This is a genomic window from Cereibacter johrii, assembly GCF_001720585.1.
In the GTDB taxonomy this organism is placed as follows: domain Bacteria; phylum Pseudomonadota; class Alphaproteobacteria; order Rhodobacterales; family Rhodobacteraceae; genus Cereibacter_A; species Cereibacter_A johrii.
This window is the reverse complement of record NZ_MABH01000256.1, coordinates 1-19240: the sequence shown is the minus strand read 5'-3', so window position 1 is coordinate 19240 and position 19240 is coordinate 1. Positions and strand designations below refer to the sequence as shown.

Sequence of the window (19240 nt, the reverse complement as noted above, 5' to 3'; positions counted from 1 at the left end):
TCTGGGAGATCCTGTGTGGGGGGGCGCCGCGGGAGGAGGTGTAGAGGCGGAGGGACCTGCTCTGTCGGGGCGGACCCGGCGGGAGCCGGGCCCGGGGCCCGGTTCGCCGGCATGGGAGGCACGGGCGGGGCGCGCGCCACAGCCCTCCCATCTTCACTCTGGAGAAATATCCTCTGGGGGTCCGGGGGGCAGACAGCCCCCCGGCCTTCGCTCAGGCGCCGAGCGCACGGTCGAGATATTCGTCGACCTTCTCGAGATAGCCCATCGTGGTCAGCCACTTCTGATCCGGGCCCACGAGGAGCGCCAGATCCTTGGTCATGAAGCCGTCCTCGACCGTCTGCACCGTGACCCGCTCGAGCGTTTCGGCGAAGCGGGCGAGATCGGCATTGCCATCGAGCTTGGCGCGGTGCTTCAGGCCCCCCGTCCAGGCATAGATCGAGGCGATCGAGTTGGTCGAGGTCTCCTTGCCCGCCTGGTGCTGGCGGTAGTGCCGCGTGACCGTGCCATGGGCGGCCTCGGCCTCCACCGTCTGCCCGTCCGGCGTCATCAGCACGCTCGTCATCAGCCCGAGCGACCCGAAGCCTTGCGCCACCGTATCCGACTGCACGTCGCCGTCGTAGTTCTTGCAGGCCCAGACATAGCCGCCCGACCATTTCAGCGCCGAGGCCACCATGTCATCGATCAGCCGGTGCTCGTAGGTGATGCCCGCGGCCTTGAACTTCTCGGCGAATTCCTCGTCATAGACCTTCTGGAAGAGGTCCTTGAAGCGCCCGTCGTAGGCCTTGAGGATCGTGTTCTTGGTCGAGAGATAGACCGGCCAGCCGAGCGAGAGGCCGTAGTTCATCGAGGCCCGCGCGAAGTCGATGATCGACTGGTCGAGGTTGTACATCGCCATGGTCACGCCCGAGCCAGGCGCGTCGAACACCTCGCGCTCGATCACCGCGCCGTCCTCGCCCACGAATTTCAGCGTGAGCTTGCCCTTGCCCGGAAAGCGGAAGTCGGTCGCGCGATACTGGTCGCCGAAGGCATGGCGGCCGACGACGATGGGCTTCGTCCAGCCCGGCACGAGGCGGGGAACGTTCTTGCAGATGATCGGCTGGCGGAAGATCACGCCGCCGAGGATGTTGCGGATCGTGCCGTTCGGGCTCTTCCACATGGATTTCAGGCCGAATTCCTCGACCCGCGCCTCGTCGGGCGTGATGGTGGCGCATTTCACGCCCACGCCATGCTGCTTGATCGCGTTCGCCGCATCGACCGTGATCCGGTCCTCGGTGCGGTCGCGCTCCTCGATGCCGAGGTCGTAGTAATGCAGGTCGATGTCGAGATAGGGCAGGATCAGCTTCTGCTTGATGAAGTCCCAGATGATGCGGGTCATCTCGTCGCCGTCGAGTTCGACGACGGGGTTCGCTACCTTGATCTTCGACATGGAGAGGCTCCCGAATGGTTGGTCAGGCGAGGCATAGCGGAAAAGGGCGGCCGAGGGAAGCCAGGTATGCCGCGGTATACCGTATCAGCCCGCCGCCCGGTCGAAATAGGACCGCGTCAGAGCCCGCACATGCGCCCAGAGGCCGGGGGCGCCGCGGGCGATCTTCGCCCCCACCCGCGTGTCGAGCTGCTCGGAGGTGACGGCGAACTCCTTCCAGGTGCCGCCGCCCGACTGCAGGTTCTGCATCACCGGCTGCACCCGGTCGATCGATTTCGCAAAGACGGCGTCGGGCGACTGGTTCGCCTCGAACTCGTCCCAGAGCGCGCGGAAGTCGGCGGCCTGATCCTCGGGCAGGAGGCGGAAGATCCGGTCGGCTGCCGTGCTTTCGGCCGCGGCCACCGAGGCTGCGTCATGGCTGCCGTGAATGGGCGTGTCGCCGCAGTCGATCTCGACGAGATCATGGATGAGCAACATGCGCAGCACCCGGTCGATGCGCACATCGGGGCCGGCCTGATCGGCCAGAATCAGCGCATAAAGCGCCACATGCCACGAATGCTCGCCCGAATTCTCGCGCCGGGATCCGTCGGCCAGCGTGTTGGCCCGCAGGACCGTCTTCAGCCGGTCGGCCTCGGCCAGGAAGGCGAGCTGCCGGCCGAGACGGTCGCTCACCGGGAACCCTCGGTGAGGCGGCGCTTCACATAGTCCGAGACCCTGGAGATCATCGGGGTCATGTGCGCTTCTTCGTCCTTGAAGAAGTGGTCGGCGCCCTCGATCTGCTCGTGGGTGACGGTGATGCCCTTCTGCTCGTGCAGCTTGCCCACCAGCGTCACCGTGTCCTTGGGCTGGGCCACCCGGTCGGCGGTGCCGTTGATGATGAGGCCCGACGAGGGGCAGGGGGCGAGGAAGGAGAAGTCGTACATGTTGGCGGGCGGGGCCACCGAGACGAAGCCGGTGATCTCGGGGCGGCGCATGAGGAGCTGCATCCCGATCCAGGCGCCGAAGGAGAAGCCCGCGACCCAGCAATGCTTGGCGTTCTGGTTCATCGACTGCAGGTAATCGAGCGCGGCCGCCGCATCCGACAATTCGCCGATGCCCTGATCGTACTCGCCCTGCGACCTGCCGACGCCCCGGAAGTTGAAGCGCAGCACTGTGAATCCCAGCCGATAGAAGGCATAGTGCAGGTTGTAGACGACCTTGTTGTTCATCGAGCCGCCGAACTGGGGATGCGGATGCAGCACGATGGCAATGGGAGCGTCGCGATCCTTCTGCGGGTGGTAGCGGCCTTCGAGCCGGCCCTCGGGACCGGCGAAAATCACTTCGGGCATCGCCTCGCCTTGCCTGTTTCTTCCGCGGCGTATTCTTGACAAAAACGCTCGGATAAATTAGAACCATTCCACCTGGGCGGTGCATCCGCCCGGAACCGTAACGAGTTAAGCGGCCTGCCGCTTGGCGTCAATGGATTTGGCGGGAACCGGAAAATGAAACTCTCGACCAAGGGTCGGTATGCGATGGTGGCGCTGGTGGATCTCGCGCTCGCGCAGAAGTCGGGCAACGAGCTGGTCTCGCTCGCCGAAGTGTCGAAGCGGCAGGACATTTCGCTGCCCTATCTCGAGCAGCTGTTCGTCAAGCTGCGGCGGGCGGGGCTGGTCGAGGCGGTGCGGGGGCCGGGGGGCGGCTACAAGCTCGCGCGGTCCGCGGAGTCGATCCGCGTCAGCGAGATCATGGAAGCGGTGGAAGAGACGGTCAATGCGATGCATACCGGAGCTGGTGCAAGTGGAGGCGTTTCCGGCTCGCGTGCACAATCCTTGACCAACCGGCTGTGGGAGGGCCTGTCGGCGCATGTCTATGTCTTCCTGCACCAGACCCGTCTGTCGGACATCATCAAGAACGAGATGCGTCCATGCCCGGCGGTTCCGGCGCTGTTTCGAGTGGTTGACGAGGACTGAGGCGGTGGCTTTCGTGGCGGGCCGCCGGGGGCGGCTGCCCCCGGACCCCCGCGGATATTTCCGCCAGAGTGAAGGGTGAAGCGTGGGCTCGCGGGTCTATCTCGACTGGAATGCGACGTCCCCGCTGCGCGCCGAGGCGCGGGCGGCGATGCTGGAGGCGATGGATCTGGTGGGCAATCCCTCCTCGGTCCATGCCGAGGGGCGTGCGGCGCGCGCGCTCGTCGAGCGGGCGCGGGCCCGGGTGGCGGCGGCGCTGGGGGCCGAGGGGGCGGATGTCGTCTTTGTCTCCGGGGCGACGGAGGCTGCCGCGCTGGCCTGTGCCGGGCGCGGTCTCCTCTGCGCCGAGGTGGAGCATGAGGCGGTCTCGGCCTGGTGTGCGCCGGAGCTGGCCGTCGATGCCTGCGGACGTGTGGCGGTGGCCGAGCCCGGGCGATCCGCGGTGCAACTCGCCAATTCCGAGACCGGCATCCTGCAGGATCTGCCCGAGGGGCTGGCGGTCTCGGACCTGACGCAGGCCTTCGGCAAGGTGCCCTTCGCCTTCAACTGGCTCGGCTGCGACGTGGGATTCGTCTCGGCGCACAAGATCGGCGGTCCGAAGGGCGTGGGGGCGCTGGTGATCCGGCGCGGGCTCGACCTCGAGGCGCGGATCAAGGGCGGCGGGCAGGAGATGGGCCGCCGCGCGGGCACGGAGAATCTGATCGGCATCGCGGGCTTCGGCGCCGCGGCGGAGGCTGCGGCGCGGGATCTGGCCGAAGGCGTCTGGGAGCCTGTGCTTCAACTTAGAAATATTCTAGAATCGGCGTTGTGCGGCGACGGAAAAGGGACTATTTCTGTCGGGAAAGAAGTTCCCCGGCTTCCGAACACGCTCTGCCTCGTCACGCCCGGCTGGAAGGGCGAGACGCAGGTGATGCAGATGGATCTGGCAGGCTTCGCCGTCTCGGCGGGATCGGCCTGTTCGTCGGGCAAGGTGCGGGCCAGCCGCGTCCTGCGGGCGATGGGGCTCGGAGAGGACGAGGCCGGCTCGGCGCTGCGCCTCTCGCTGGGACCGGGCGTGACCGAAGGAGAGGCCCTGCGGTTCGCCGAGGCCTGGATGCGGGCGCGGGATCGCCACCGGGCGCGGGCCGCCTGAAGGATCAAGCCGTCCGGTGCGGGCGGCACAAGAGACACGACGGGGCCGTGCCCCCTGGAACGGAGACTGAGACCGATGGCAGCACTGGAAGAGACTGCGGTTCCCGAGGTTCGCGACGGCGTCGACCGTGAGACGATCGAGACGGTCCAGGCGATGGCCGGCAAGTACAAGTACGGCTGGGAAACCGAGATCGAGATGGACTTCGCGCCCAAGGGGCTGAACGAGGACATCGTGCGGCTGATCTCGAGGAAGAACGACGAGCCGGAGTGGATGACCGAGTGGCGGCTTCAGGCCTATCGCCGCTGGGTGCAGATGGAAGAGCCCCGGTGGGCGATGCTCGATTATCCCGAGATCGACTATCAGGACCTCTACTATTACGCCAAGCCGAAGAGCATGGATGTGAAGCCGAAGTCGCTGGACGAAGTCGATCCCAAGCTGCTCGAGACCTACAAGAAGCTCGGCATTCCGCTGAAGGAGCAGGCGATCCTCGCCGGCGTCGAGGGCGCCGAGGTGCCCGATGCCCCGCGGCAGGTGGCGGTGGATGCGGTCTTCGATTCGGTCTCGGTCGGCACGACCTTCCAGAAGGAACTGGCCAAGGCCGGCGTCATCTTCTGCTCGATCTCCGAGGCGGTGCGCGAGCATCCCGAGCTCGTGAAGAAATATCTGGGCTCGGTCGTGCCGCAGTCCGACAACTATTTCGCGACGCTGAACTCGGCCGTCTTCTCGGACGGGTCCTTCGTCTACATCCCGCCGGGCACCCGCTGCCCGATGGAGCTTTCGACCTATTTCCGCATCAATGCCGAGAACACCGGGCAGTTCGAGCGGACGCTCATCATCGCCGACAAGGGCGCCTATGTGAGCTATCTGGAAGGCTGCACCGCGCCCAAGCGCGACACGAACCAGCTTCATGCCGCGGTTGTCGAGATCGTGGTGCTGGAGGATGCCGAGGTGAAATATTCCACGGTGCAGAACTGGTATCCGGGCGACGAGGAGGGCCGGGGCGGCATCTACAACTTCGTGACCAAGCGGGCGGACTGCCGCGGCGCGCGCTCGAAGGTCATGTGGACGCAGGTCGAGACCGGCTCGGCGATCACCTGGAAATATCCCTCCTGCATCCTGCGCGGCGACGACAGCCAGGGCGAGTTCTATTCCATCGCCATCGCCAACAACGCCCAGCAGGCCGATACCGGCACCAAGATGATCCATCTGGGCAAGAACACCCGGTCGCGGATCGTCTCGAAGGGGATTTCGGCGGGCAGGGCGCAGAACACCTACCGCGGCCTCGTCTCGATGCATCCGAAGGCCACCAACAGCCGCAACTATACCCAGTGCGACAGCCTGCTCATCGGCGACAAGTGCGGGGCCCATACGGTCCCCTATATCGAGGTGAAGAACAACTCGAGCCGGGTCGAGCACGAGGCCACCACCTCGAAGGTCGATGACGACCAGCTCTTCTACTGCCGCTCGCGGGGCATGGACGAGGAGGAGGCGGTGGCGCTGGTCGTCAACGGCTTCTGCAAGGAGGTGCTGCAGGCCCTGCCCATGGAATTCGCCATGGAGGCGCAGGCGCTGGTGGCGATCTCGCTGGAAGGGTCGGTCGGGTGAGCCGCGGCTCACCCTTCCGCGGCGAGGTCCGGCCATGATCGTGACCACCACCCCCAATGTCGAAGGCTACCAGATCGCCACCTACCACGGCATCGTGACGGGCGAGGCGATCCTGGGCGCCAACGTGATCCGCGACCTCTTCGCCGGGATCACCGATTTCATCGGCGGGCGCTCGGGCGCCTACGAGAAGGAACTGGGCCGCGCCCGCGAGACCGCGCTTTCCGAGATGGAGGAAGCCGCGCGGGCGAAGGGCGCGAATGCCGTCGTCGGTGTCGATCTCGATTACGAGGTCATCAACAACATGCTGATGGTGTCGGCCTCCGGCACCGCCGTCACCATTGCCTGAGGAACAGAGATGCTCGAGATCAAGAACCTGCACGTCAAGCTCGAAGAAGAGGACAAGGTCATCCTCAAGGGCGTGGATCTGACGGTCGAGGCCGGCAAGGTCCATGCGATCATGGGGCCGAACGGCTCGGGGAAATCGACGCTCTCCTATGTGCTCGCCGGCCGCGACGGCTATGAGGTCACGGCGGGCTCGGCCACGCTCGACGGCGAGGAACTGCTGGAGATGGAGCCCGAGGAACGTGCGGCGGCGGGCCTCTTCCTGGCCTTCCAGTATCCGGTCGAGATCCCGGGCGTGGGCAACATGACCTTCATGCGCACCGCGCTGAACGCGCAGCGCAAGGCCCGCGGGCAGGAGGAGATGAGCGCGGGCGACTTCCTCAAGCTCGTGCGCGAGAAGGCCAAGGCGCTGAAGATCGATGCCGACATGATGAAGCGTCCGGTCAATGTGGGCTTCTCGGGCGGCGAGAAGAAGCGCAACGAGATCCTGCAGATGGCGATCCTCGAGCCGCGCATGTGCATCCTCGACGAGACCGACTCGGGCCTCGACGTGGACGCGCTGAAACTCGTGTCCGACGGGGTCAACGCGCTGCGCGACGCGGGCCGCGGCTTCCTCGTCATCACCCACTACCAGAGGCTGCTCGACCATATCCGCCCCGACGTGGTGCATATCATGGCCAATGGCCGCATCGTGAAGACCGGGGGCCCCGAGCTTGCGCTCGAGGTCGAGAAGAACGGCTACGCGGACATCCTGGCCGCGGAGGAGGCGTGATGGCCGAGGCACTTCCGCAGGACGACGCGCTGGCGGCGCGGATCGCCGGCCTGTCGTTCCCGAGCGAGGGCTGGCAGGCGCCGGCCCGGTTCGATGCGCTGGCGCGGCTGACCGCGATGGGCCTGCCCAAGCGGCGCGATGAATACTGGCGCTACACCGACCCTGCGAGCTTCACCTCGGCCGAGCCGGTGCCGGCCTCGACCCTGGACGACGGCGACGAGGGGATGGTCTTCGAGGCCATCGACCGGCTGAAGCTGGTCTTCGTCGATGGCGTGTTCGATGCGGCGGCCTCGGATCCGCTGGCGCTCGAGAATGTCGAGATCGGGCTCCTCTCAGAGGCGCAGTCCGACATCCACTGGGCGCGGGATCTCTATGGCGTCCTCGAGGCGCGGGGTCAGGTGCCGGTGAAGCGGCCCTTCGCGGCGCTGAACACGGCCTTTGCCACCGAGGGCGTGCTGATCCGCGTGACGGGCTACGTTCCGCGGCCGATCGCGCTGATCTACATCCATTCCTCCGACACGTCGGACGCGGTCCTGCATCATTGCATCCGCGTCGAGAGCGGGGCGGATGTGACCATCCTCGAGAACGGGCCGGCGGCGGCGCGCTTCACGAAGGTCATGGAAGTGGATGTGGCCGAGGGCGGACGCTTCCACCATATCCGCGCACAGGGCCGCGACCATGACCGGCGCGCTTCGACCCACATCTTCGCGCGCGTGGCGGGCAAGGGGCTGTTCAAGTCCTTCACGCTGACGGCCAACGGCGTGATGACCCGCAACGAGGCGGTCATCGAGCTGGTGGGCGACGAGGCGGTGGCCCATGTCGCGGGTGCGGCCGTGGGCGACGGCAAGTTCCACCACGACGACACCGTCTTCGTGACCCACGAGGGCGAGGCCTGCGAAAGCCGCCAGGTCTTCAAGAAGGTGCTGAAGAACGGCGCCACCGGCGTCTTCCAGGGCAAGATCCTCGTGAAGCCCGGCGCGCAGAAGACCGACGGCTACCAGATCAGCCAGTCGCTGCTGCTGGACGAGGATTCGGTCTTCCTCGCCAAGCCCGAGCTCGAGATCTATGCCGACGATGTGAAATGCTCGCACGGCTCGACCTCGGGCGCCATCGACGAGACCGGGCTCTTCTATCTCCGCTCGCGCGGGGTGCCGCTGAAAGCCGCACAGTCGCTTCTGGTCCTTGCCTTCCTCGCCGAAGCCATTCAGGAAATCGAGAACGAGGAAATCGCCGAGGATATCCGGCAGCGGCTGGAGAACTGGCTGGCGCGTCACGAGCATTGAATGGCTGTTACCACCGACATCGTCCAAAGCTACCGCCACCCCCGCACGGTCATCCGGCGGTATCTCGATGCCGGTGAGAACGAGGGGCGGGCGCTGATCATCCTGATGGGCGCCTGCCTGCTGATCTTCGTGTCGCAATGGCCGATCCTGGCCCGGCAGGCCTTCATCGACCCGTCCCAGCCGCTCGAGGCGCGGATGAGCGGGGCGCTGATGGGCACGGTCTTCCTGCTGCCGCCGCTCTGCTACGGGGTTGCGGCGCTGAGCCATCTTGTTGCGCGGCTGTTCGGCGGCAAGGGCAGCTTCTTCGGCGCGCGGCTCGCGCTCTTTCTCGCGCTGCTGGCCACCGCGCCGCTCATGCTGCTCAACGGGCTCGTGGGCGGCTTCATCGGCGAGGGGCCGGGCGTGCTGATCGTGGGCTTCCTCGTTCTGTCGGGCTTCCTCGCCATCTGGCTCCTCATGCTGATCGAGGCGGAACGATGAGCGTTACCCTGGGCGGTCTCCTGCGTCTCGTGCGCTTCACCGTGTCCAACCCGCGCGAGGGGGCCCGGGCCGTCCTCGCGATGGACCTGCCGATGCAGGCGCGCTGGCTCGCGCTCATCTTCACGGCGGTGGCTGCGGCGCTGGTGACCTTCGCCGGCCTCACCCTCCTGCCGCGCGACGTGCGCCAGCTGATCGGAGACGACCTGCCCAGCCCGATCTTCAGCGCCGCGCTTCAGGTGGGGCTTCTGGGGTTCTCGGCAGGCCTGATCCACCGGATCGGCGTCTGGCGCGGCGGGCGCGGCACCTTCCCCGATGCCGTCCTGCTGGTGGCCTGGCTCCAGTTCATCCTGCTCTGCCTCGAGGTGCTCCAGCTTCTGGCGCAGCTCGTCCTGCCGCCGCTCGCCGACGTGCTGGGCGTGGTGGGGATCGTGCTCTTCTTCTGGCTGCTCACCCATTTCGTGGCCGAACTGCACGGCTTCACCTCGACCCTCGCCGTCCTGGGCGGCATCCTTCTCGTGATCTTCGGCATGGCCTTCGTGCTGGCCGCGATCCTGATGCCCTTCATAAGCGGCTGAGGTTTCCCCATGTTCGACGTCGCCTCCATCCGGCGGGACTTTCCGATCCTTTCGCGCGAAGTGAACGGCAAGCCGCTGGTCTATCTCGACAACGGTGCCTCGGCGCAGAAGCCTCAGGTGGTGATCGAGGCGATGAACCTCGCCTACAGCCACGAATATGCGAACGTCCACCGCGGGCTGCACTATCTGTCGAACCTCGCGACCGACAAGTACGAGGCCGTGCGGGCCACCATCGCGACCTTCCTCAACGCGCCTTCGCCCGAGGAGATCGTCTTCACCACCGGCACCACCGAGGGCATCAACCTCGTCTCCTACGGATGGGCCGCGCCGCGGCTTGAGCCGGGCGACGAGATCGTGCTCTCGATCATGGAGCATCACGCCAACATCGTGCCCTGGCACTTCCTGCGCGAGCGGCAGGGCGTGGTGCTGAAATGGGTCGATGTGGATCAGAACGGCGATCTCGATCCGCAGGCGGTGATCGACGCGATCGGCCCGAAGACGAAGCTCGTCGCGGTCACCCACATGTCGAACGTGCTCGGCACCGTGGTGGATGTGGCCGCGATCTGCGCCGGGGCGCGCGAGAGGGGCGTGCCGGTGCTGGTCGACGGGTCGCAGGCGGCCGTGCACATGCCGGTCGATGTGGCGGCCATCGGCTGCGACTTCTACGCGATCACCGGCCACAAGCTCTACGGTCCCTCGGGCTCGGGCGCGATCTGGATCCGGTCGGAGCGGATGGAGGAGATGCGCCCCTTCATCGGCGGCGGCGACATGATCCACGAGGTGACGCGCGACGCGGTGACCTATGCGAGGCCCCCGATGCGGTTCGAGGCGGGCACGCCCGGCATCGTGCAGCAGATCGGCCTCGGCGTGGCGCTGCACTACATGATGAATGTGGGGATGGCCGAGATCGCCGCGCATGAACGCACGCTGCGCGACTATGCGCGCGACCGGCTCGCGGGTCTCAACTGGCTCGACGTGCAGGGCAATTCGGCGGGGAAGGGGGCGATCTTCTCCTTCACGATCCGGGGCGGCGCCCATGCGCACGACATCTCGACCGTGCTCGACCGCAAGGGCGTCGCGGTGCGCGCCGGCACCCACTGCGCCATGCCGCTCATGCAGCATATGGGGGTGGGAGCCACCTGCCGCGCCTCCTTCGCCATGTATAACACCCCCGACGAGGTGGACCGGCTGGTCGAGGCGCTGGAGCTCTGCCACGAGCTCTTCGGCTGAGGGCCGACCTCCGCCGCGGCACGACCGGCGGCGGAGCGGGCAGGGGAGTTACTTCCTTGACGGGCCTCCGGGCAGGGCGAAGCCAGCCTCTCAGCCTCTCAGCCTCTCAGCCTCTCAGCCTCTCAGCCTCTCAGCCTCTCAGGCCGCTTCTGCGGGCGGCGGGTCAGACCACCGCCACCAGCAGGAAGAGCGCCGCAAGCAGCACCATACCGCGGCGATAGAGCGCGAGCCCCTGCCGCAGGTCGGCCGGGCGCGGATCCGGGGCGCCCCCGTTCAGCCAGGGTTCGGCCGAAACCCGGTCGCCATAGATCCGCGGCCCCGAGAGCCGCACGCCGAGCGCCCCGGCCATGGCGGCCTCGGGCCAGCCCGCGTTGGGCGAGCGGTGCGCGCGCGCATCCCGCCGCATGACGGCCAGCGCCTCCCGCGGCCGTCCCGAAGCGAAGGCGAAGAGAACGCCGGTGAGCCGCGCGGGGATCAGGTTCACCCAGTCGTCCGTCCGGGCCGAGGCCCAGCCGAAGGCCTCGTGCCGGGGCGTGCGGTGGCCGATCATCGAATCGAGCGTGTTGATCGCCTTGTAGGCGGCGATCCCCGGCAGGCCCAGCAGCACCCCCCAGAAGAGCGGGGCCACGATCCCGTCCGAACTGTTCTCGGCGAGGCTCTCGAGCGCCGCCCGGGTGACGCCGGCCCCGTCGAGTTGCGAGGGATCCCGGCCGACGATCATCGAGACCGCCCGTCGCGCGCCCGGCAGGTCGCCCGCATCGAGAGGCACCGCCACCGCCTCCACATGCTCGTGCATCGAGCGGAGGGCCACGAGCGGCCAGGCCAGGAGCCCGGTCAGGACCGCGCCCAGAAGGCCGCCGGGCAGGAGCGACTGGACGAGCGCCGCGGGCAGGGCCGCCGCCAGCACGGTGACGAGGAGAGCGGCCACCCCGGCGCGCCGCCTCTCGGTCTCGGAGCCGCGGTTCCAGCGCTGGTCGAGCGCCGAGATGATCCGCCCGATCCAGACGACGGGATGGCCGATCCGGGCATGGATCCGGTCCGGCCAGCCGAGCGCCACATCCGTCGCCATCGCCACCAGCATGGTGCCCGCATGGAACATGCTTCTGCCTCCTTCGGAGAGCGGCTCCCGCGGCGCGCTCCAGCCACGATTTCGAAGAAATCCCCTCCTTCTGCAAGGGCGGAGGCACTCGCCGGAGGGCTGGCCTGTCGGTTTGGGCAGGTCGCGTTCTTCGCGGAAAGAGGTAAGAAGAACGCACGGAAATTGCTTTGACTTCCCCCTGTTGCTCGTGAGCCGGAGAATGTCCATGCCGAAGTCCCATCACCGTGAAACCGCCCGTCTGGTTCGTCACCGGCGCTGGGTTCTCGGCCTGTCTCAGGAAGATTTCGCCGCAAGGCTGGGGCTGGATGTGACCGACGTCCGGGCGCTCGAAGCCGGTCGGCCCTGTGCGAAGACGATCTCCTCCACGAGCCTCGTGACGCTGCTCTCGGCGGGCGCGGCGGGCGCCACCCCCATCGGCCGCGGCTGAGGGCCGGCCCTTTCGTCCTTGAGCCGCGCACCTTCGGGTGCCGTCACCTGTAACCGGCCGCCTGCAGTTCGAACAGTTCCGCATAGCGGCCCGGCCGGGCCAGAAGCTCCTCATGGGTGCCGCTGGCCTCGACCCGGCCCCCCGCCAGCACGAGGATCCTATCGGCCATGCGCACCGACGAGAACCGGTGCGAGATCAGCACCGCCGTCCGGCCCGCCGACAATTCCTTGAACCGCTGGAACACCTCGAACTCGGACCGCGCATCGAGCGCCGCCGTCGGCTCGTCGAGGATCAGCACCTCGGCGTCGCGCATGTAAGCCCGCGCGATGGCGAACTTCTGCCATTCGCCGCCCGAGAGATCCACGCCCTCGCGGAAGCGCTTGCCGAGCATCTGGCCGTAGCCCTCGGGCATCCGCGCCACGATCCGGTCGGCGAGGCTGCGCCGTGCGGCCTCGGCAATGCGGTCTTCCTCGGAGCGCGCCTCGATCCGGCCCACGGCGATATTCTCTCCCGCGGTCATCGAGTAGCGCACGAAATCCTGAAAGATCACGCCCATCGCGCCGCGCAGCGCCACCGGATCGAAGCTGCGCAGATCCTGCCCGTCCAGAAGGATCCGCCCCTCGTCGGGATCGTAGAGCCGGGCGAGCAGCTTGACGAGCGTGGTCTTGCCCGCGCCATTCTCGCCCACGAGCGCGAGCGTCTCGCCCGCCTTCAGCGTGAAGCTCAGATCGCGCACCGCCCAGCCGCCGGCCCCGGGATAGCGGAAGCCCACCTTCTCGAAGCGGAAGCCGTCGCGGATCGGGCGGGGCACGGGGCGCGGCTCGGCAGGGGCGAGGATGGTGGGCTGCTGCCGGAAGAAGCCGAACAGATCCTCGAGATAGAGCGCCTGCGCAGCGGTGGTGGAAAAACCCGTGAGCAGCCCCTCGACCAGCCCGCGCAGCCGGAGGAACGATCCTGCGAGGAAGGTCAGATCGCCGATCGAGAGCTGGCCCGACAGTGTGGCGCCGATCATCCAGAGATAGGCGAGATAATAGCCCGCCGTCCCCAGCGCGCTGAAGAGCGTGCCCCAGACCGCCCGCGCCGAGGCAATGCGCCGCCGCGCGGCATAGAAGCTCTCCGACAGGGTGCGGTAACGCTCGATCAGGAAGGGCGCGAGGCCGAAGATCTTGATCTCCTTGGCCGTCTCCACCCCGGCCGCGGTCACGCGGATATAATCGAGCTCGCGGCGCTCGGGCGTGCGGCGGAAATCGAGATTGTAGTTCTGCGCATTGAAATGCGCCTCGCCGAGGAAGGCCGGCACCAGCGCCGCGACCAGAAGCAGGATGAGCCACGGGTTGTAGAGCAGAAGCCCGCCCGCAAGCGAGGCCACGGTGACCGCATCCTGCATCAGCGAGAGGATCTGGCCCGTGAGTGTCATGCGCCCGCCCGACTGCCGCCGCGCCCGTTCGAGCCGATCCTGAAACCCCGCATCCTCGAAGGCGGCCAGATCGAGGCTGGCCGCGTGGTTCATCAGCCGCACCGAGGAGGACATGGTGAGCCGTTCCGTCAGGAGCGTGTCGGTGAGCCCGCCGAGCCGGCCGAGAAGATCCGACAGGATGGCGAGCAGGAATTCGGCCCCGAGCAGCAGGACGAGGGTGCTCGCGCCCTCGGCGCCGATCCAGCCGAGCGCGCCGGTTGCGGGCAGCGGGCTTCCCGCGAGGCGCACCACCTCGTCGATGATGAGCTTGCCGAACCAGAGCGCCGTGACCGGGATCAGCGCCCGGGCGAGCCTCAGGACGAGGCTCAGGACGAGGAGGCCGGGGCTAGCCTGCCAGACCATGCCGAGGAAGGGCGCGACATTGCGCAGGGCCGCCCAGCGGGCGCGGAATCCGGGCAGGTCGGGGGCGGGATCGGGTCTCATCGGCGGACCTTTGGCCCCTTCGCGGCGGAAGTCAAACCTGCTCTGGTCCGACGATCCCGCCCTCCGGCCCGAGGATCGGACGGCCGACGCCGGATCCGTCCGGCCGCACATCGGGCAGGGGGCGCAGTCCCGCCGCAAGGTCGGGCAAGGGGCGCGACGGAGGCCGGGCGCAGAGGGAAGGATCCAACGCACCGCCGCGGGGCAGGATCCGCCCTGCGACCCTCTGCCGCAAGACATTGCGGAGGCTTCCGGTCCGCCGGGGCGACTGCCTAGAAGGCGGGATGCAAGAGCCGCTTTCCCGCTTCGCCGACGCGTGCCCCGTGTCGGGCGCTTTGCCCTCGCCGCCTCCGGCGGGGCGGATCGAGCGGGCCGGCCTCTGGCTGCGCGACCATCCGCGCGCGGTGTCGGGGCTGCAGTGGGCGGCGGTCGCGCTCTACCTGCCGCTCGTCTTCCTGCCGGTCGTCCTGCCGCCGCCCGGCCCGGAGGCGCGGATCTGGACGAACCTCACCCTCCTGTCGCAGGCCCTGCTCTGGGGCGTCTGGCTGCCGGGGGTGCTGGTCTCGGTCCTGCTCTTCGGCAGGCTCTGGTGCGGCCTCCTCTGCCCCGAAGGGGCGCTCAGCGCCGCCGCGTCGCGCCACGGGCAGGGAAGGGCCATTCCGCGCTGGATGAAATGGCGGGGCTGGCCGTTCGTGCTGTTCTGCGGCGTGACGCTCTACGGTCAGATGATCGCGCTCTATGACGATCCGCGGGCTGCGGCGCTGCTCTTCGGCCTCTCGACCAGCGCCGCGCTGCTGGTGGGCTGGCTCTACGGCAAGAGCAAGCGCGTCTGGTGCCGCTTTCTCTGCCCCATGAACGGCCTCTTCGCCCTGCTGTCGCAGCTCGCGCCGCTGCACTATCGCGTCGATGCCCGGGCCTGGGACAACTGCCCGCCCGCGCGCGCCCGGACCATGCGCTTCAATTGCGAGCCGATGGTGCCGGTGCGGCTGATGGAGAGTGCAGGCCCCTGCCACATGTGCGGGCGCTGCGCGGGCTTTCGCGACGCGGTGCGGCTCGAAGCGCGCGTGCCGGGCGAAGAGCTGTTGCGGACATCTGCCACGCCGGGCGAGAGTCTCCTTCTGCTCGGGGGGCTCCTGGGCCTCGGCTCGGCGACCTTCTGGTGGCCCCATGCGCCCTGGCTCGCGGCCCTGTTGGAGGCGATGGGGGGGCAGGGGACGGCGCCCTGGTTTCTCGTCGGGTCCGGCGGCGGCGCCCTGAGCTTTGGCGCAGGAGCCGCGCGGCTTCTCACGATCCTGATACTCGCCGTGGGGATTGCCCTGTGGGCGGCCCTGCCTCTGGCCCTCGCCGCCGGAAAGGAGAATCTCCCCCGGCTCGCGAGGGCGCTTCTGCCGCTGGCCGCCGCGGGGCTCCTCGCCGGATTCGGGCAGCGCACCGCGGCCCTTCTGGAGATCGATGCGCGCCTGCTCTGGTCGGGGATCCTCGCGGGCGCGGCGCTCTGGTCGCTCTGGCTCGCCGCGCGATTCTCACCGCGGTGGCGCGAGCGCGCGGCCGTGGCCGCGGCGCTTTCAGCACCTCTGGCGGGCTGGGGATGGGTGATCTGGTCATGACGCTGCCTGCTAAAAAGGCGCTCTGCTCCGCTCTCGCCAACCGACCGTCCGGCGGTCGGTTCGCTCGATCATGGCGCGACTGCTTGTCCGCAGCGTTCTTCCGGAACGGGAATCCCTTGTTTGGAACGAGTTTTCAGCGTGACAGCCAACGACGGGCCAGGGCCGCCCCGTCACCTGACCCGTCGCTTCGATCCGCACACCTGCAAGTTGCACCTATGGTCAAAGTGGCGCGACATTTTGTCGCTTGCCAAGAGATTGGGAACCTCGGCTAATGTATGCAGCGCTAGCCGATTTTAATTTTTATTGAAAACAGTTAGGGGGAGTAACGGTGGACGGAAGCAAGATGGACGAGCGGATGACCGCCTCGCGGCGTTTCCACAGTGTCGCGCAGCTCAGAGAGCTTCTTCTTGGGCTTGAACATGATCTCGGCATCGCGGAACTTTCTCGCAATGAGCTTGATGTGCTCTATGCGGTGAAGCTTCTGGGCGAGACCGAAGATACTGTCGTCCGCTCGGACGCGATCCGGCGCCACACGCTGTGCAACGCCATCGCGACGCCGACTTTTCACCGCGCCCTGCGCTCCCTGGTGGAAAAGGGCTTCGTCGACCATGCGCCCATGACGAAGGCGCGGGCCTACAAGCTCGGCAGCCGCGCCGCGCAGATCGCGCACTGAACCGGACGCCCCGTCAACAGGACGTGCGCGGTGGCGGGTTTTCCCGGCGCCGCGAAGCGCCTATCACACCTCCATGAACATCGTCCTGCTCGTCACGGCCCTTGCGGTCCTTTTCATCGTGATCGCCGCCTGCGAGCCCGTCGCGGCCCGGCTGAGGCTGCCCTATTCGGTGGTCCTCGCCGTGGTGGGGGCCATGCTCGGCACGCTCGCGCTCTGGCTCCAGCGCAGCGGGGTGGCCGCGAGCTTCCCGCCCGAGGTGGCCGAGCTGCTGGCCCTGCCGATCCGCTCAAGCGTCTTTCTCTACATGTTCCTGCCCACGCTGCTGTTCCAGGTCTCGCTGAGCCTGAACATCCGGCGGATGATCGACGACTGGGTGCCGATCCTCGTGATGGCCGTCGTGGCGGTGCTGGTCTCGACCCTCGCCATCGGCTTTGCGCTGCAGCCTTTCAGCTCCATGTCGCTCGCGGCCTGCCTGCTGCTCGGCGCGATCGTCTCGACCACCGACCCGTCGGCCGTGGTCAGCATCTTCCGCTCGATCGCGGCGCCGCAGCGGCTCACCCGGATCGTCGAGGGCGAGAGCCTCCTGAACGACGCGGCGGCCATCGCGCTCTTCGGCTTCTTCCTCACCTTCGTGATGGCGGGCGTGCCCGATCCCACCCTGCGCCAGGCGCTGGTGGAGTTTCCGCTGCTGATCCTCGGCGGTCTCGGGCTCGGCTACCTCATGGCGCGGATCGCGCTCTTCCTGATGACGCGGATGTCGTCCCATCCGACGGCGCAGCTCTCGCTGAGCCTCGCCTTGCCCTATCTCACCTATGTGCTGGCCGAGCAGGGGCTCCATGCCTCGGGCGTGATCGCCGTGGTGACGGCGGGCATCGCCATGAACCTCACGGGCCCGGGCCGCCTCAGCCCCGCCACCTGGAAGCTGCTCAGCGACATCTGGGAGATGCTGTCGCACTGGGCGGGCTCGCTCATCTTCATCGTCGCGGCGCTCCTCATCCCGCGGCTGATCGGGCGCGCGACGGGATGGGATCTGCTGCTGATCGGCGTGGTGGCGCTGGCCGCGGTCGTGGCGCGCGGCGTCATGCTCTCGGGGCTCCTGCCGCTTCTCACGCGGTTCAACCTCTCGCCCCGGGTCGAGCGGCCCTACCGGGTCGCGATCCTCTGGGGCGGGCTGCGCGGCGCCGTCACGCTTGCGCTGGCGCTCGCGGTCACCGAGAACCCGATGGTGCCGCCGCATGTGAAGCGCGAGGTGGGCATCCTCGCCACGGGATTCGTGCTCTTCACGCTCCTCGCGCAGGGCACGACGCTGCGCTGGGTGATCCGGCGGCTCGGGCTCGCGCGGCTCACGCCGCTCGATCTGGCGCTGTCGAACCAGGTGATCGCGGTCGCGCTGCAGAACGTGCGCGAGGGCGTGGCCGAGACGGTGCGCGAGCGCGAGCTCGACCCCCAGATCGTGCGCTCCGAGGCCAAGGGCTTCGGCCAGCGGCTCGCCCGCGCGGTGGAGCTGGCCGACGACAGCGCCGACGACATTCCCGACCGCGACCGGATCACGCTGGGGCTCGTGGCGCTCGCCGGGCGCGAGCGCGACGCGATCCTCGCAGCCTTCCGCCAGCAGATCATCTCGCCGCGCCTGGCCGAGGCGATGCTGGTCGATGTCGACCGGCTGATCGAACGCACGCGCCTGCAGGGCCGCGACGGCTATCGCGCGGCGGGGCGGCGGGCGCTGGGGCTCGGGCGTCAGCACCGGATCGCGGTCTGGGCGCACAACCGGCTGAAGATCGCACGCTGGCTGAGCCAGCTCACCGCCGACCGGTTCGAGATACTCCTGACCCAGCGGCTGATCCTGGGCGACCTGCACGGGCTGATCGACGGCAAGATCCGCCGCATCCACGGCCGGCGCGTCGCCGAGATCCTGCACGAGATGCTCAAGCGGCGCGAGGAAGAGACCGAGCAGGCGCTCGAGGCGCTGCGGCTGCAATATCCGGGCTATTCCGAGGAGATGGTGCGCAGCTTCATCCGCCGCACCGCACTCCAGCTCGAACTGCGGGAGTACGAGATGCTGCACGACGACGGGCTGATCGGGCAGGAGCTCTTCACGACCCTGCGCCAGCGCATCCAGGTGGCGCGCGGCAAGAAGGAGCGCCGCCCGCACCTCGATCTGGCGGTGCAGAAGGTCGAGCTCGTCCGCCAGTTTCCGCTCTTCGCGGAGATGGAGGAGGATCAGCTGCGCGCGCTCGAGCGGCTCCTGCAGACGGTCTATGTCCGGCCGGGAGACGTGCTCCTGCGCCGGGGCGACGTGCCGCGCAAGGTCTTCTTCATCGCCTCCGGCGCGGTCGAGTCGGACGTGGCGGGCCAGAAGGTCCGCCTCGGGCGCGGCGAGATGTTCGGCCAGCTCGCGATCCTGACGCGCAAGGCCCGCAAGGCGCAGGTGACGGCGATCAGCCACGGCACGCTCCTCAGCCTCGACGAGGCGCGCTTCCTCGAGCTTCTGCGCCGCAACAGGACGCTGCAGGAGGCCGCGGTGGAGAGTGCCGCCCGCCGCAATGTCACGATCGACCTCAGCGCGATCTGACGCGGGCAGCGCCCACGCTTCCGCCGAACCGCCGTCGCCCAGATCGCCCGGCCCGATCCGCGGGCGCCCGTCCAGCGGCAGCCACACCGCCTCCGCAGAGCCGCCCCGGGCAAACCGTCAGGACCTCTGCCCCCCAGCTCCGTTCATTCTGGCCCAAATATCCTCGGGGGGAGCCCG

General features: G+C 68.1%; 18 protein-coding genes. 13 read left to right on the top strand and 5 right to left on the bottom strand.

Annotated features, from left to right (window positions below):
• Positions 1-211: 211 nt before the first annotated feature.
• The 3 genes from A9O63_RS21560 to A9O63_RS21550 form a co-directional block, all read right to left on the bottom strand.
• Positions 212-1426 carry an NADP-dependent isocitrate dehydrogenase gene (locus A9O63_RS21560; protein WP_069333700.1) on the bottom strand — a complete coding sequence of 405 codons (1215 nt, stop codon included), beginning with the start codon at positions 1424-1426 and terminating at the stop codon, positions 212-214.
• A gap of 84 nt (positions 1427-1510) precedes the next feature.
• Positions 1511-2095 (bottom strand): HD domain-containing protein, encoded by a 585-nt coding sequence (locus A9O63_RS21555; RefSeq protein WP_069333699.1) that lies wholly within the window; start codon positions 2093-2095, stop codon positions 1511-1513.
• A complete protein-coding gene (locus A9O63_RS21550) occupies positions 2092-2751 on the bottom strand; it encodes an alpha/beta hydrolase (RefSeq protein ID WP_069333698.1) in 660 nt (219 codons plus the stop codon). The genes A9O63_RS21555 and A9O63_RS21550 overlap by 4 nt, the downstream gene beginning before the upstream one ends.
• Positions 2752-2904: 153 nt before the next feature.
• On the opposite strand from A9O63_RS21550, the gene iscR reads away from it, so the two are divergent.
• The 9 genes from iscR (at position 2905) to A9O63_RS21505 (ending at position 10788) form a co-directional block, all read left to right on the top strand.
• Positions 2905-3372, top strand: a complete 468-nt coding sequence (iscR, locus tag A9O63_RS21545) for a Fe-S cluster assembly transcriptional regulator IscR (protein ID WP_009566733.1) — start codon at positions 2905-2907, stop codon at positions 3370-3372.
• Between the two features lie 82 nt (positions 3373-3454).
• Positions 3455-4501, top strand: coding sequence for a cysteine desulfurase family protein (locus A9O63_RS21540; RefSeq protein ID WP_069333697.1), 1047 nt, complete (start codon positions 3455-3457; stop codon positions 4499-4501).
• A gap of 75 nt (positions 4502-4576) precedes the next feature.
• The gene (sufB, locus tag A9O63_RS21535; RefSeq protein WP_069333696.1) at positions 4577-6106 is read left to right on the top strand and encodes a Fe-S cluster assembly protein SufB; all 1530 of its coding nucleotides are present in this window, start codon (positions 4577-4579) and stop codon (positions 6104-6106) included.
• 34 nt (positions 6107-6140) lie between these two features.
• Positions 6141-6452, top strand: a complete 312-nt coding sequence (locus A9O63_RS21530; RefSeq protein ID WP_069333695.1) for a heavy metal-binding domain-containing protein — start codon at positions 6141-6143, stop codon at positions 6450-6452.
• Positions 6453-6461: 9 nt separating this feature from the next.
• Positions 6462-7220 (top strand): Fe-S cluster assembly ATPase SufC, encoded by a 759-nt coding sequence (gene sufC, locus A9O63_RS21525; RefSeq protein ID WP_069333694.1) that lies wholly within the window; start codon positions 6462-6464, stop codon positions 7218-7220.
• The gene (locus A9O63_RS21520) at positions 7220-8503 is read left to right on the top strand and encodes a SufB/SufD family protein (RefSeq protein ID WP_069333693.1); all 1284 of its coding nucleotides are present in this window, start codon (positions 7220-7222) and stop codon (positions 8501-8503) included. Before sufC ends, A9O63_RS21520 begins: the two co-directional genes overlap by 1 nt.
• Positions 8504-8983, top strand: a complete 480-nt coding sequence (locus A9O63_RS21515) for a YIP1 family protein (protein WP_069333692.1) — start codon at positions 8504-8506, stop codon at positions 8981-8983.
• Positions 8980-9558: a Yip1 family protein gene (locus A9O63_RS21510; protein ID WP_069333691.1), complete on the top strand. Its 579-nt coding sequence runs from the start codon at positions 8980-8982 to the stop codon at positions 9556-9558. Before A9O63_RS21515 ends, A9O63_RS21510 begins: the two co-directional genes overlap by 4 nt.
• A 9-nt stretch (positions 9559-9567) precedes the next feature.
• Positions 9568-10788, top strand: a complete 1221-nt coding sequence (locus tag A9O63_RS21505; protein WP_069333690.1) for a cysteine desulfurase — start codon at positions 9568-9570, stop codon at positions 10786-10788.
• A gap of 163 nt (positions 10789-10951) precedes the next feature.
• Here the strand turns inward: A9O63_RS21505 and cbiB are convergent, their stop codons facing one another.
• Complete coding sequence (gene cbiB, locus A9O63_RS21500) at positions 10952-11887, bottom strand: adenosylcobinamide-phosphate synthase CbiB (protein WP_069333689.1); 936 nt, start codon at positions 11885-11887, stop codon at positions 10952-10954.
• Between the two features lie 205 nt (positions 11888-12092).
• Here cbiB and A9O63_RS21495 point away from each other — a divergent pair, with 205 nt between their 5' ends.
• A complete protein-coding gene (locus tag A9O63_RS21495; protein WP_069333688.1) occupies positions 12093-12314 on the top strand; it encodes a helix-turn-helix domain-containing protein in 222 nt (73 codons plus the stop codon).
• Between the two features lie 43 nt (positions 12315-12357).
• On the opposite strand, the gene A9O63_RS21490 is transcribed toward A9O63_RS21495, so the two are convergent.
• Positions 12358-14214 (bottom strand): ABC transporter ATP-binding protein, encoded by a 1857-nt coding sequence (locus tag A9O63_RS21490; RefSeq protein WP_069333687.1) that lies wholly within the window; start codon positions 14212-14214, stop codon positions 12358-12360.
• A gap of 281 nt (positions 14215-14495) precedes the next feature.
• On the opposite strand from A9O63_RS21490, the gene A9O63_RS21485 reads away from it, so the two are divergent.
• The 3 genes from A9O63_RS21485 to A9O63_RS21475 all read left to right on the top strand — a co-directional run bounded on the left by A9O63_RS21485 (position 14496) and on the right by A9O63_RS21475 (position 19063).
• A complete protein-coding gene (locus A9O63_RS21485; protein ID WP_069333686.1) occupies positions 14496-15818 on the top strand; it encodes a 4Fe-4S binding protein in 1323 nt (440 codons plus the stop codon).
• A gap of 343 nt (positions 15819-16161) precedes the next feature.
• Positions 16162-16491: a hypothetical protein gene (locus A9O63_RS21480; RefSeq protein WP_002720593.1), complete on the top strand. Its 330-nt coding sequence runs from the start codon at positions 16162-16164 to the stop codon at positions 16489-16491.
• Positions 16492-16564: 73 nt separating this feature from the next.
• Entirely contained in the window at positions 16565-19063 is a 2499-nt protein-coding gene (locus A9O63_RS21475; protein WP_069333685.1) for a cation:proton antiporter, read from the top strand.
• Positions 19064-19240 lie beyond the last annotated feature (177 nt).

Bases quoted from the DNA above. Each gene is read 5' to 3' on its own strand.
- A9O63_RS21530 (WP_069333695.1), top strand. From the start codon at position 6,141: ATGATCGTGACCACCACCCCCAATGTCGAAGGCTACCAGATCGCCACC.
- A9O63_RS21490 (WP_069333687.1), bottom strand. From the start codon at position 14,214: ATGAGACCCGATCCCGCCCCCGACCTGCCCGGATTCCGCGCCCGCTGG.
- A9O63_RS21515 (WP_069333692.1), top strand. From the start codon at position 8,504: ATGGCTGTTACCACCGACATCGTCCAAAGCTACCGCCACCCCCGCACG.
- A9O63_RS21510 (WP_069333691.1), top strand. From the start codon at position 8,980: ATGAGCGTTACCCTGGGCGGTCTCCTGCGTCTCGTGCGCTTCACCGTG.
- A9O63_RS21520 (WP_069333693.1), top strand. From the start codon at position 7,220: ATGGCCGAGGCACTTCCGCAGGACGACGCGCTGGCGGCGCGGATCGCC.
- sufC (WP_069333694.1), top strand. From the start codon at position 6,462: ATGCTCGAGATCAAGAACCTGCACGTCAAGCTCGAAGAAGAGGACAAG.
- iscR (WP_009566733.1), top strand. From the start codon at position 2,905: ATGAAACTCTCGACCAAGGGTCGGTATGCGATGGTGGCGCTGGTGGAT.
- A9O63_RS21485 (WP_069333686.1), top strand. From the start codon at position 14,496: ATGCAAGAGCCGCTTTCCCGCTTCGCCGACGCGTGCCCCGTGTCGGGC.
- A9O63_RS21560 (WP_069333700.1), bottom strand. From the start codon at position 1,426: ATGTCGAAGATCAAGGTAGCGAACCCCGTCGTCGAACTCGACGGCGAC.
- sufB (WP_069333696.1), top strand. From the start codon at position 4,577: ATGGCAGCACTGGAAGAGACTGCGGTTCCCGAGGTTCGCGACGGCGTC.
- A9O63_RS21495 (WP_069333688.1), top strand. From the start codon at position 12,093: ATGCCGAAGTCCCATCACCGTGAAACCGCCCGTCTGGTTCGTCACCGG.
- A9O63_RS21550 (WP_069333698.1), bottom strand. From the start codon at position 2,751: ATGCCCGAAGTGATTTTCGCCGGTCCCGAGGGCCGGCTCGAAGGCCGC.
- A9O63_RS21475 (WP_069333685.1), top strand. From the start codon at position 16,565: ATGAACATCGTCCTGCTCGTCACGGCCCTTGCGGTCCTTTTCATCGTG.
- A9O63_RS21480 (WP_002720593.1), top strand. From the start codon at position 16,162: ATGGACGAGCGGATGACCGCCTCGCGGCGTTTCCACAGTGTCGCGCAG.
- A9O63_RS21505 (WP_069333690.1), top strand. From the start codon at position 9,568: ATGTTCGACGTCGCCTCCATCCGGCGGGACTTTCCGATCCTTTCGCGC.
- cbiB (WP_069333689.1), bottom strand. From the start codon at position 11,887: ATGTTCCATGCGGGCACCATGCTGGTGGCGATGGCGACGGATGTGGCG.